Annotated in this window: 14 protein-coding genes; 11 read left to right on the forward strand and 3 right to left on the reverse strand. The window is 62.6% G+C overall.

All coding sequences use genetic code 11. The annotated features are described in order from the left end of the window. Positions 1-6: 6 nt before the first annotated feature. Both TSACC_RS05085 and TSACC_RS05090 read left to right on the forward strand, forming a co-directional pair. Positions 7-327: a hypothetical protein gene (locus tag TSACC_RS05085; protein ID WP_075078306.1), complete on the forward strand. Its 321-nt coding sequence runs from the start codon at positions 7-9 to the stop codon at positions 325-327. Between the two features lie 155 nt (positions 328-482). Then, positions 483-821 carry a hypothetical protein gene (locus tag TSACC_RS05090; protein ID WP_075078307.1) on the forward strand — a complete coding sequence of 113 codons (339 nt, stop codon included), beginning with the start codon at positions 483-485 and terminating at the stop codon, positions 819-821. Between the two features lie 99 nt (positions 822-920). Here TSACC_RS05090 and TSACC_RS05095 read toward each other — a convergent pair whose 3' ends face one another. After that, complete coding sequence (locus TSACC_RS05095) at positions 921-1430, reverse strand: hypothetical protein (RefSeq protein WP_075078308.1); 510 nt, start codon at positions 1428-1430, stop codon at positions 921-923. Between the two features lie 140 nt (positions 1431-1570). Here TSACC_RS05095 and TSACC_RS05100 point away from each other — a divergent pair, with 140 nt between their 5' ends. From TSACC_RS05100 to TSACC_RS05140, 9 genes are all read left to right on the forward strand, one after another. After that, a complete protein-coding gene (locus tag TSACC_RS05100) occupies positions 1571-2419 on the forward strand; it encodes a restriction endonuclease (protein WP_075078309.1) in 849 nt (282 codons plus the stop codon). Between the two features lie 56 nt (positions 2420-2475). Continuing rightward, on the forward strand, positions 2476-4104 hold the full coding sequence (locus tag TSACC_RS05105; protein ID WP_075078310.1) for a HEAT repeat domain-containing protein: 1629 nt from the start codon (positions 2476-2478) through the stop codon (positions 4102-4104). 145 nt (positions 4105-4249) lie between these two features. Beyond that, positions 4250-4861 carry a hypothetical protein gene (locus tag TSACC_RS05110; protein ID WP_075078311.1) on the forward strand — a complete coding sequence of 204 codons (612 nt, stop codon included), beginning with the start codon at positions 4250-4252 and terminating at the stop codon, positions 4859-4861. Between the two features lie 64 nt (positions 4862-4925). Next, a complete protein-coding gene (locus tag TSACC_RS05115) occupies positions 4926-5516 on the forward strand; it encodes a hypothetical protein (protein WP_075078312.1) in 591 nt (196 codons plus the stop codon). 63 nt (positions 5517-5579) lie between these two features. Next, the gene (locus tag TSACC_RS05120; RefSeq protein ID WP_075078313.1) at positions 5580-5858 is read left to right on the forward strand and encodes a hypothetical protein; all 279 of its coding nucleotides are present in this window, start codon (positions 5580-5582) and stop codon (positions 5856-5858) included. Positions 5859-5865: 7 nt separating this feature from the next. Beyond that, positions 5866-6474 carry an HNH endonuclease gene (locus tag TSACC_RS05125; RefSeq protein ID WP_075078314.1) on the forward strand — a complete coding sequence of 203 codons (609 nt, stop codon included), beginning with the start codon at positions 5866-5868 and terminating at the stop codon, positions 6472-6474. A gap of 24 nt (positions 6475-6498) precedes the next feature. Then, entirely contained in the window at positions 6499-6930 is a 432-nt protein-coding gene (locus TSACC_RS05130; protein WP_075078315.1) for a hypothetical protein, read from the forward strand. A gap of 227 nt (positions 6931-7157) precedes the next feature. Continuing rightward, positions 7158-8828: a beta strand repeat-containing protein gene (locus TSACC_RS05135; RefSeq protein ID WP_075078316.1), complete on the forward strand. Its 1671-nt coding sequence runs from the start codon at positions 7158-7160 to the stop codon at positions 8826-8828. A 206-nt stretch (positions 8829-9034) separates the two neighbouring features. Beyond that, positions 9035-10849: an autotransporter-associated beta strand repeat-containing protein gene (locus TSACC_RS05140; RefSeq protein WP_084400202.1), complete on the forward strand. Its 1815-nt coding sequence runs from the start codon at positions 9035-9037 to the stop codon at positions 10847-10849. Positions 10850-11407: 558 nt separating this feature from the next. On the opposite strand, the gene TSACC_RS05150 is transcribed toward TSACC_RS05140, so the two are convergent. Together TSACC_RS05150 and TSACC_RS05155 are read right to left on the reverse strand one after the other, a co-directional pair. Further along, positions 11408-11899, reverse strand: a complete 492-nt coding sequence (locus TSACC_RS05150) for a DUF5063 domain-containing protein (RefSeq protein WP_075078319.1) — start codon at positions 11897-11899, stop codon at positions 11408-11410. A 7-nt stretch (positions 11900-11906) separates the two neighbouring features. Further along, positions 11907-12383 carry a hypothetical protein gene (locus TSACC_RS05155; protein WP_153811286.1) on the reverse strand — a complete coding sequence of 159 codons (477 nt, stop codon included), beginning with the start codon at positions 12381-12383 and terminating at the stop codon, positions 11907-11909. Positions 12384-12390 lie beyond the last annotated feature (7 nt).

A 12390-nucleotide genomic window follows, 5' to 3' on the forward strand; every position in this document is an offset into this window, starting at 1 on the left:
AGAAACATGGCCATCTTGCTCGCTCTCCTCGCCTTTGGCGTCCAGGTCTTTGCCTTCAACATGGGGCGGCTCATCCCCAACGTGCCCGGCATCAAGGGGGTGCCCGGCCGGGTGCTCGACTGGATCGTGATCCTCATCGGCATCTTCTTTTCCCTCCCGACGCTGCTGCTCACCCGGGCGGACTTTGTCCCCGTGGCGATCTGGTCGGTCTCGTGGATCGGGGCATACTTCATCGGCAACATCCCGAACAAGGCGCTGAACAAGGTCATCTTCGTCGTATGGTTCCTCGCCACGGTCGGCCTGATGATCTGGTTCATGCCGGAGTAGGGCGCACGGAGGTGGCGACAGGTTTCCCCCTGTGGAGCAGGCAAGACGTGACGCCTGGTTTCCGGAGTGGATTTCCGGGCTGCTTGTCGGCTTGATTCCTTGATCCGTGGGCGTTTTTGCTGACACATCCGCCGTGGTTTTGTAGGGTGCCGGTGATGAGCGACATGGGATATCGAGTAGTCGGAGCCGGGCTGGCGCTGCTGGGCGCGGGCGTGGCCTATGTTTACGCCTATCTTCCCTGGCAGGCGGCGCAGCATCAGGCGCCCGAGGTGGGCGGAGCTTCCAAGGTGCTCTTCCTTGCGCCGACGGCTCTCATCTTCGGCCTGCTCCTGCTGATTTTCGGAGAGAGATTTCGCCGGGCGATTCAGGAGACCCGTCACGGCAGGCAGCGGCTGACGGTCGTGGGCTGGATCGTGGTGGGCGTCTGCATCGTCGGTGGCATCGCCGCCAACGAATGGCTGAAGGCCGCGCTCAAGGCGCTGGGCTACTCCTAGGGCACAGCCCTCCGCTAGAGGCATCACGAAGGATGCGGTCGACCTGCGGCCTGACCGGAGCCGGGATCGAGGCGGAGTGGGCCGGGCCTGGCCGCAAGCTCAGTGAGAGGCGGCGCCTGCCTGGGGCGCGTCGTGCTTGCTATCAGTTTGGGCGGGAATGTCCTCCGCTGCGGGAGAGAGGCGTGATTGCTTTCGCCATTCTTTCCAGATGGAGATTTTTGTGAGCAGCCAGAATCCTCCGCCAATCCCCATGACAGAGACAAAAAGAAGCCAGAGGAACGTCTGCAGGTTCATCTCCTGGGCCATGTAGAACCCGAGGGGGACGACGAAGCTCAGGGTGCTCGCCAGGCAGGACATGCAAAATACACCTCGTTGGTCGAAGAGAATCTCGATACGGTTTTGCGTGGCGAGCAGGAGGAAATTGAGAAAGACCACGGGTGCAGAAATCGCGGCGGCGAGAACGACGATTTTTGGCGTGGTGAGTTCGGAGATAAGGTCGGGGTTTAGCGCCCAGATAGTGAGCACGCCAGGGCAGATGAGGCCTAGCGCCGCCGAGACAATGATGGTCCAGTCGGCAGCGGTGAGTTTTTTTAGGTCGTCGAGGTCCATGCGGGATGCGAGTAAGCGAAGTTTTTTCTAAGGTATCGGGCCGGGGTAAACAAGGATGCGCTGGCGGGAAATCATCAGCCGATGGCTGGCTTGTCTCGACTTGCGGGTGATGACGGTGGTACTTGGTATGGCCTTGTCATATGGCCGTCCCAAAGTATTACGAGCTTTTCAACCCCCTGCTCCAGGCCTTGCGCGAATTGGGCGGGTCGGCATCGATTCCCGAACAGGAGGAGGCCGTCGCGCGGCTGCTTTCCTTATCCGAGGACGATGTGAATGAGATCCATCGCGGGAATCGAACCAAGTTTGGCTACAAGCTGGGCTGGGCACGGACATATCTGAAACGCTACGGTCTATTGGAGAATTCGGATCGCGGAGTCTGGGCGCTTACCGAAGACGGCACCTCAGTCGACCGGGTCGTGCCGGAGGAGGTCGTTCGCATGGTTCAGCAGCAGGGCCGCGTCGCGCGAGAGGAACTGGCGGAGGCGGAGGCCGAGCAGGAGACGCCGGAGATGGTGGCGGAGCTGCGATGGCAGGATGCCGCCCTACAGGCGCTCCGGGAAATGGCTCCCGATGCTTTTGAGCGGCTCTGCCAGCGCTTGCTGCGCGAATCGGGCTTTATCCAGGTCGAGGTGACGGGGCGCTCGGGCGATGGCGGGATCGATGGCAAGGGCGTGGTCAAGCTCGGCGGCATCCTGTCGTTTCACGTCAGCTTTCAATGCAAACGCTACCAGGGCAGCGTTTCGTCCGGAGCGATCCGGGATTTTCGCGGGGCCATGGTCGGGCGCGCCGACAAGGGGCTGTTCATTACGACAGGCACATTTACGCGCGACGCACGGGCCGAGGCCCAGCGGGATGGCGCTCCGCCGCTCGACATGATCGACGGCGACGAGCTCGTAGTCATGCTGAAAGACCTGCGCCTGGGCATCGATGTGCGGTCGCGCACCGTCGAGGAGGTTTCCGTGAACCGCGAATGGTTTCAAAAAATCTAACGCGTGATGGAGCAGGATTTTTCTTAAGAAACCCGGCGGGATTACGTTCTCTCTTTATGACCGCTCGATGCGTCCTCCCCTTGGTCGTGGCCTTCGCTTGTCTCTGGCCCGGCGTGGCGGGGGCGTATAAGGTCGGGCGGGCGGTGCCGCTGGAGGGCGTGGCGGCGAAGGCGGATGTCATCTTCAAGGCCACGGCGGTGTCGGAGGCGCGCACGGACCAGGGCGGGTTTGAAAAGGTGCCGGGGTTTGCTCCGGTCGAGACGCGGCTGCGCATGGTTTCCGTGCTGAAGGGCGACGTGCCAAAGGGCGAGGTCGGGTTCCTGCATTATGACGTGCAGGATGGGGAACTCTTTTGTGACTACGAGCCGCAACATTACCGCCTCGTGCCGGGAAAGACGTATCTGGTCTTTGCCTTGCGGCAGGCGTGGAATGATCCGGCGCTGTTTCGCCAGATCTGGATGAGCCACACGGGGCTGAAGACCCAGGGCGAGCTGCTCTGCGCCGACGACCAGCCGCTCGCCTCGACCGATGTGCGGGAGATTTACTGGAAGGAACTGACAGGATTGCTCCACAGCAGCGACCCGGCGGAGGTGGTGTATGCCATTGAGATGCTCGACAAGCTGGGCGGGGACGGCCGCGAGACCTACGACCAGCTCAAAGAGTTCCCGCGCGAGAAGGTGATCGACGCCGTGAAACCACTCATCACCAGCAAAGACCCTGCGATCGCCCGCGCCGCACTCATGGTCGTGGGCGGGGGAAATCCCTACATGACCGAGGAGCGCGCGGCCTTCTGGCTCGCGACGATCGGTGTGGAGACGCCGGGGCTTGGCCGCATGGACCCGGGGCTGAAGAACCCCGGCGCGGAGCGTTACGCCCAGGACCTGATCGCGCTGGCCGATGGCTCTGGACCGGAGGAAACCCGCGCCCTGGCCATTCTCGCCCTCGGCCTCACCCGCAACCCGGCAGTGCAGCCTGCGCTCGAGCGGTGGTTGACTGATCCGTCGCCGCGCGTGCGCGCTGCCGCCGTGGTGCTGCTGGCGGACTATCCCGCGATGGCGACCGGGCAAAGATTGCGCACCGCAGCCACCGATCCGGCAGCGGAGGTGCGGTCGGCAGCGGCGCGGGCGGTGGGTTTCGGTCAATACATCGACCATGCGGGACTGCTGGCGGATTTGCTGAAAGACCCCGACCGGAAGGTGCGGCACGATGCGTCGGTAAGCCTGCTTTCCTTCCCGCCGGAGAAAGAAAGCATCGCGGCGATCTTCCGCGCCAACCTCGGCACCGCGGAGTTTGCCCCGCTCTTCCTCCTCGCGCTGGCGGCGAAAGACCCCTCCCCCTATCGCGATGCGCTGGCGGACGTGGTGGTGAAGGAAATCTCGCCGACGAACTGGAGCGGCGGTCAGATCCCGTCCTACACCGCGCGGGCTCTCCTGCTGCGCGATCTGAAGGCGCAGTCGCCGGAGGACCTGCGCTCCGGGCGTTTTGACCATGCTCTCGATGCCTTAGGGACGTTCCGGAAGGGAGGCGGCAGTTCGCCGGTCGAGGTCTACGCGCTGTACTTTCAGAAGGGCCTCACCGACCGCGCCAAGGCCCTCCGCGCCCAAGCCACCGCCGAGGCAGGCTACGACATCGGCTCACAATTTGACGCCGCAGCCGCCCACCCCGATGCCTATCTCGGTAATTAGTGAACGCTTCCTTGAGTGGTGACGGCGGGCGCGGATTTGCTGAAAGACTTGACTAGAAGGTACGATCGTATGCATCGATGAGCCAGCCATTGGCGATGGCTGCGAATGGGCTGGGCATTTGCTCGGGGCACGCTAAGCTTGCGCGATGAAGCTCCCCCTTTTGCTTAGTCTCCTGTGTGTCGTGACCGCGAGTGTGTGGGCGGATCAGCCGCGGAACGTGGTGAAGCCGCCGACCATCGTGAAGGTGTCGATCATGTCGGGGAAGACCAATGTTGCCGGTTTTGAGGTGAGGGCGGACGGTCTGAAGGCGACGACGGGCTGCTCGACGTGTGCTACTTTTTCCGCGCAGCGGGATCGCTTGGTGCCGACGGGTTGGGATCTGCCAATGAAAGTGCGCGGCAGCGATGGACAAGTCCATTATGTCCCGGCGACGCCCTCATTCTTTGACCGCCGCCCGCTCGGCCTCACGGTGAATGCCGTTGCGACGCTAAAAAATGGACTCATAGTGCTCGATTGCGAAATCACGCAGTCTGAGGGGCGAAATCTGGCGACCCTCTACGGCGAGGGTGTCGATCGGATGGATGCCGAAGATGGCCGGGTGGTAAAGTTTCGCAAGTTGAAGGGTGATGCAGGCACGGTAACAAGCGTGACGTCTTTCCAGCTCTATGCCAGGCCGGGCAAGACCTACACGATCCCCGTGCTCTTCGGCGGCAAGACGGTGAACTGGCGGGTGACATGCACGCTCGTGGAACCGTGAGCCCCCCTTTGGAGGGGCGGACAAATCGGCTGGGCTTTTGCTCGGGGCACGCTAAGCTTGCGCGATGAAGTTTCCCCTTTTGCTTAGCCTCCTGTGTGTCGTGGCCGCGAGTGTGTGGGCAGGTCAGCCTCGGAATGTGGTGAAGCCGCCGACCATCGTGAAGGTGTCGATGATGTCGGGGAAGAGTAGTATTGCCGAGCTGGAAATGAGGGCAAACCGCCCGGACGTAGCAACCTTTTCCGTGCAGCGGGACCGTATGGTGCCGACGGAGTGGGAACTGCCGAGGAAATCGCGCGGCAGCGATGGTGGAGTCTACTATAGTGGGGCGACGCCCATGGCGTTTGAGGCGCGCCCGCTCGGCCTCACGGTGAAGGTGGTCGCGGCGCTGGAAAAGGGGCTCGTGGTGCTCAATTGCGAAATCTCGCAGTCGGAGGGCCGGAAGCTGCCGACCATCTACGGCGAGGGTATCGACCGGGTGGATACCGGGGATGGCCGGGTGGTGAAGTTTCGCCAGGGGGCCTATGAGTCGGGCACGGTGACGAGCGAGACGACGTTCCAGCTCTATGCCAAGCCGGGCAAGACCTACACGATCCCCGTGCTCTTCGGCGGCAAGACGGTGAACTGGCGGGTGACGTGCTCTGTGGTTGAGCCGTGAGCCGCGAATCCGCTTTTTCCAGGCGCGGGATTTGCTAAGTATTCGCTCAATATCATACTGGCGATGCAAACTTTTGGAATCAATGAGCTGGGTGCGGTTTACAGCCTCCTTTTCATTCCGTACCTGATCCTGCACCTGGTCTTTACCTTTGCCGTGCTGGCGGATGCGCGGGCGCAGCGCGAGGCGGGGTCGGGATTGTTTCTCTTCGGGCCGTTCGTGTGGTCGATGGTGGCGCTGTTCTTCGGCCTGCTCGGCGTGGTGGTGTACTGGGGCATTCATCATTCCTCACTGCGCTCACCCGTCCCGCCCGTGCGGCGCTCGCGGGAGCCGGAGGAGGTTTAGCTGGATCATGCACTCCCCCTTTGCCAGAAATGCGGCGGCGACTGCCGTGCGCGCCTATCTCGCCGAGATCGGATCGGTATACCTCGGGAAGGTCTATGACCCGAAGAATGACGGTGTCAGCGAAGACGCCTGGACGATAACGATGGATCACTTTCGGCAGCGTTGCGCGTACTGCAACCGTGAGGGCAAGTCCTTGCCAAAGGGGGTGAAACTCACCCGCGAGCATCTGATCGAAACAAACCAATGGCAGTGCGGACTTCATCATCCGGCCAATGTCATACCCGCCTGTTCCCAATGCAATGTCTCGCGGGACCGCTCCGAGGATGGGTCACGTGTGAGCTGGGAGGAGCATTTGCAAAACCTCGGAAAGAGGCATGGATGGACGCCTGCGACGGTGGAGAAGCGCCGGCTGCATATCCGGAAATTTGTCGAGCAGGGTGGGTATCCCGACATCACTGACGCGGAAATGGCCTACCTGCAAACAACCTCGCAAAAACTTTACCGGGATGTGCTCGCCCTCTGCGTGGCTGGCAGGCGGGTTATGTCGCCATTCGTGGCGAGGACGCCGTGCGGATCACGCCTGCGCCTGCCGCAAAAAAGCCTGCCAAGCTTCTGAAGGGAAAAAGGTAATACCGTGAGAATGGCATCCATAACCGTCGCGCTGGTCATGCTTGTCTGCACCCTCGTGCTGACGGCTTGCTCGCGGCCTGCGGCGGGGGAGGCCCCGCAGGTTGGGAATGGCGACCCGGAGGGACTCGCCTTCACCGTCTCGGTTACTCCCTCCCCGATCGATAACGCCACGACGCGCTACACGGATTTTTCCTATCACATCCGCCCGGTGGGTGCGGTGGAGTACATGGTCTTTGCCCCGGCGAAGGTCGAGCCGACGAAAGACCGCAGCGTCCTCGTGACTTTTGAGGTGACGCTGTCGTCGGTGAAGGCCAATCAACTCTACGAGTCGTTCCATGCCTGGAAGGTCGATGGCCGGGAGGAAATCTCGAACTGCCCGACGGAGGCCTTGATCGGCGATGTCGTGGACGGTCGTCTGCCCGGCAGCACGCACTGCCGCTGACCCCGCGTGGGCGAGGCGCTGGCCCGGGCACCGGACGACGGTGCGTAAACGGGGGCACAGCGGCTTTGAATTGACAGCATCCCGGCCAGTCTCCCCCCTCCCGCCTGGGGCGATGGTGTGAGGTTTTTCTGCCCGTGAGATTTCTCTTTACGGGGAAACAGTAAAGATATATCAAGAAACTTACATCGATACAAAATCGATAGCGTTTTCGAAATATCACCTCCCCTATGAAGAAATCCACCTTTGCAACTTTGCTATTGGCGGGGGCCTCGAGCCTGCCGCTCTCCGCTGCCGACCTGACGTGGGGCGGCACATCGGCGCTGAATACCTGGAGCCCGACTGCGAGCGGCTCGACCGCGCCGTGGAGCGACGGTGTGACGAGCTACGATCATTGGCTGGGCGACACGTATACGGCGGTGTTTGGCACCTCCACGCAAAAGGCGGTCTCGGTCGATACGGGCGTCGGGGCCTATGGGCTGGTTTTCAAGCAGAGCGGCTATTCCTTTACCACCAACGCGATCACCCTGGGTACCGGCGGTGTGGATGCATCGGCGCTGACCTCGGGTGCCACGGCGCTCGGCTCCGTGACGCTCTCGGCGGCGCAGACCTGGAGGCTGGGTGGCGGATCGAGCCTCTCGGGAACCGTCACCAATGCGGGGAACGCTCTCACGATGGATGTCGCGTCGGGATCGACCACTCTTGGGGCCTTGATCAGCGGCACCGGTGGGCTGGTCAAGACCGGGGCAGGAAATCTTAACATCAATACGGTGAGCAGTTTCTCGGGCGATGTTGATATCCAGGCCGGCAAGGTCACGATCGCCGCATCGAATTCCGGAACCTCGAGCGCGGTCGGGCAGGCGAGCAGCTCGAGGACAATCACGGTGGGCTCGGGCGCGACGCTGGATGGCACGAGCAACAACTGGTTCGGCGGGTACCATGTGGCATCGTCTTCCCTGCCCACGATCACGGTGAACGGCGGCACGCTCTCCACGTCGAACTACACAGCCATCGGCAACCTGAATCTCAATGGTGCCACGGTGTCGAACCGGAGTGCGGGCGGCACGGGCTGGCAAGGGTTTGCCCTGCGCGGCACGGTGACGGTGGGAGGCTCGGCCGCCTCGACGATCTCCTCGACAGGCTCGGGAGCATCGACCTACGGATATCACCTCGCGGCGAATACGGTTTTCAATGTGGCCGACGCCACGGGATCATCGGCGGCTGACCTGACGATCTCCGCCGCCCTGCGCAATCAGGGCTCGGATTTCGACAGTGGCGCGGGCGGCCTGACGAAATCCGGCGCGGGCACGATGGAGTTGAGCGGGGCAAATACCTACACGGGCGCGACGGCGGTGAGCGCGGGTACGCTGCTCATCAATGGCTCGACCTCGACCGGCGCGGTGAGCGTGGCCTCGGGCGGACGGCTCGGCGGCACGGGTACGATCGGCGGTGCGACGACAGTGGCTGGCGGCGGCACGCTGCTGGCCGGAGCGGGCAGCGCCTCGGGCAGTCTCACGATTGCCAACGGCCTGACTCTCGGTGACAACTCAAAGATCGAGCTAACGCTCGGGGCGGGGCTGACGAACTCCAGCCTCATCCGCACGAGCGGTGCGTGGGTCTTCGATGCCGACCAGCTCTTTGTCATCAGCGGGTCAAACTTTACGATCGGCACGTACCAGAATGTCATCTCCGGCCTGACGGGTTCGGAGAGCGGACTGGGCACGATTGGCACCTGGGCCATCGCTGGCGGTACGGTACAGGGCACCTTCTCCTATGACGGCTCGGGCGGCGTGGATCTCCAGATCACAGCCGTGCCAGAGCCCGGCACCTGGGCGCTGGCCGCACTCGGCGGCATGCTGGTGATGATCGTCTCCCGTCGTCGCAAGGCCGCCAGGGATTAAGACTTTCTCGCAAGAGGAAATAGAAAGCGTGAGGAAGCCCGCCCTGTCAAACGGGGCGGGCTTTTTCGTGTCCAGTGGACCTGTCGGAAAGGACACGCTCCGCGCGCCGCCGGATCGGAGATCGCGACCCCAGCGACGGGTGAGGTGAGATTCTGCTTTACTTAAAAAATGAGAGATGTATCTCGAATGTTAAATCGATACAAATCGTGAATCCGGCCCCCCACTCCCGTCGACTCTCCCTCGCAGGAAACTCCACGCTCGCGGCTTTGCTCCTCGGTGCAACCTGTCTCCCTGCCCTCGCTGAGGACTGGACCTGGAACGCCAGCACCACGAGCAATGTCTGGCGCACCACGGCGGGTTCCGCGACAAATCGCGCCTCGTGGACGTACGGTGCTGCGACCAATCTGGCGTGGCTGACCAATGCCAACGGCGCGGGAAACAATAACGCCGTTTTTTCGGCGGCGGGCGGATACACCATCCTGGTCAGCGCGGATCTGAGCGGTACCAACGATGCGACCAACATCTATGCCAACGGACTCATCTTTACCGCGGCGGAGTACACCTTTACCTCCAACAACATCCGCCTGGGAGCGGGAGGAGTCGATACTACGGCGCTGAGCAGCGGAACGATCACCTTTGGCGATACGGGAACGAATGGCGGAGGGCTTTATTTCACGGCGGCGCAGACGTGGAAGCTGGGCGCGGGCACCACGATCGTCGCCAACAACTGGTACCAGGGAAATCCGGTGACCCGTATCAATAACAACGGCTACAACCTCACGCTGAACAGCGCCTCGGGATCGACGGCGGTGAATGCCACGCTCGGCGGCTCGGGCGGTCTGGTGAAGACCGGCGCGGGGAATGTGACGCTCGGCAGCGGCACGGCCAACTTTACCGGCAATGTGGATGTGCAGCAGGGCACGCTGACCGTCGCCGCGAGCGCCACGGGGAATACCGGCGACCGCACGGCGTTTGGCCAGACGAACGCAGGGGCAAAGACGATCACGGTGGCCTCGGGCGCGACGCTCGCCGGGACGGTCAACGACTGGTTTGGCAATGCCACGGCGACCGTGTTGCCCACGATCACGGTGAATGGCGGCAGCCTGACCACGAGCGCCTATACGACGCTTGGCGGCCTGAATCTCAACGGCGCGAGCGTGAGCAGCAGCTCGGCGGGCACCGCTTCCTACCAGGGATTTGCCTTTCGCGGTACGGTGACGGTGGGCGGTTCCTCGGCCTCGACGATTTCCTCCACCTCCTCCGGAGCGTCCACCTACGGGTATCATCTCGGGGCGAACACGGAATTCAACGTCGCCGATGCGACTGGCTCCTCCGCCGCCGACCTCACAGTCTCGGCTGCGCTGCGCAACCAGAGCGCGGGCTTTTCCAGCGCCGCAGGCGGGCTGACGAAGACAGGCGCGGGCACGATGGTGCTGGGCGGGGCGAGTACCTACACCGGCGCGACAGCGGTGAGCGCAGGCACGCTGCTCGTCAACGGCTCGACGACGGGTTCCGCCGTATCGGTGGCATCGGGCGCAAAGCTCGGCGGCACGGGCACGGTCACGGGCGCGGTATCTGTCGCAGGCGGCGGCAGCGTGGTCGGCGGCGCAGGCGCGGCAGCCTCGGGCAGCCTCTCGATCGCGGGCAACCTGAGCCTGCTCGACAATTCCAAGATCGAGCTCGCCCTCGGTCCCGGCCTGAGCCACTCCAGCCTCGCCCGCACCAGCGGCACCTGGGCCTTCGATGCCGATCAGCTCTTTGTTTTCACCGGCACGGGTTTCACCACCGGGACGTACCAGAATATCATCTCCGGCCTCACGGGTACGGAGTCGGGCCTGAGCACGATCGGCTCGTGGACGATCTCGGGTGGTCAGGTGCAGGGCACCTTCTCCTATGACGGCTCGGGCGGCGTGGATCTTCAGGTCACCGCGGTCCCGGAACCCGGCACCTGGGTGCTCGCCGCGCTCGGCGGCATGCTGGTGATGATCGTCACCCGCCGTCGCAAAGCCGCGCAGGAATAAGCAGACTTTCTCGCAAGAGGAATAAAAAGCATGAGGAAGCCCGCCCTGTCAAAGGGGCGGGCTTTTTCGTGAAACCGGGAAGTCGGGAAAGACTGGTTTTTACAGAAGGTCGCGAAGGACACAAAGGCCAAGGCGGGAAGTCAAACAAAAGGAAGCGAAGGGTGGAGCGCACAACGCACCGGGAGTCCGTCGGAGAGAGCCGCATTTGTGGCTTTCTGTAAAAGGATCGGAAAAAGTTCGGGCCGACGAGTTCCGTGTCGTGCCGTCACACGAGCGAAAGGCGCAACCCTTCGTTTCTTTTGCTGCCTTCTGTAAAGCAACATGTATGTCCTGCTCCGCGAGCACGGCGGGCGTAGGGAGTCGCGGCGCACCGCGATCCTGTCGGATGGCCAGCCCTTTGTGTCCTTTGCGACCTTCTGTAAAATCCTGTTCCGTCCCAGTCGCTACTCAATGGTGAGGACGGTGATGGAGAGGGTCGGGCAGGAGATCGTGCCGGTCTTGTTTTGATTGAGGATCTGGGAGGAGCGGGAGGAAAAATGCGGCGAGGATGGCGTTTTTTCATTCGGTGGATTCGCATCGGTCGGTGCGGTAAATCTCGATGGCGGCCAGGGCGCTGACGGCGTGGCGGGCCCAGTGGGAGCGGTAGAGCAGCGCCCAGTAGAAGCAGGCGTCGTCGACGTGGCCTGCTTGGGCGAGGGCCACACTCCCGGCAAGATCGCCATAGATGTCGGCTAGGTCGTCGCTGAGGCTTCCGGTAACGGGTTCGTCTTTTTCCTCGAAATCATGCGGATCAAAGACAACCCGGTAGAGGTTGAAAGGCAGGGCTTCCAGCTTCTTTACGGCACGGTAGTACCCCTCCATCCCGGGTTGGTCGTCGTCGTGGTCGGTGCCATGCGGATGACTCTCCACGGCGGTGATGTGAAAGATGAGCCGCAGGAGGAGATCGCGGAACGTCCAGATGTCGCGTGCCTCAATGGGCTCCTCGCGAGTGAAGAGGGCGCAGTATTGCTCGGCGGCGGTACGGAATTCGTCGAGGGATGGAGCGACCATGATGGGCCTACTTTTCCTCCGTCTGCTTTCTCAGGGAAAAGATGTATTCCTCGGTCGAGCCTCTCCATCCGGAAATGATCTGGAGGCGGCCTTTGAAGTAGGGGGTGGTGGCGCTGTCGGGCGAACCCCCTGAGAAGACGCGGGTCTGAAATTCAAACATTCCCTTCGACGCGGGAGGGAGGGTGAAGGTGATGTCGTTCTTTCGAGAATAAACGGGCACGGTCTGGCCCTGCACGGTGATGCTGGGTAGATCCCCCTCGTAGGTGACCTCAGCGGGTTGGGCCCAGGGGGCCAAAAAGGATTTTTCCAGGTCGGGGTGAGCCGGGGAGCAGATGAGCTGGTATTTGCCGGGCGGGAGCATCTCCGGGAGCGTGCGCTGCGGGGCATTCGCCAATATCGACCTGTGAATAAGCGGCTGGTCGCTTTGGGCATGGACGGACAGCGCGGGCAGGAGGAGAAGGCTTAGCGCAAGGAGAGGTCTCATCTTAGCC

The sequence above is a fragment of the Terrimicrobium sacchariphilum genome (assembly GCF_001613545.1).
Lineage (GTDB): Bacteria > Verrucomicrobiota > Verrucomicrobiia > Chthoniobacterales > Terrimicrobiaceae > Terrimicrobium > Terrimicrobium sacchariphilum.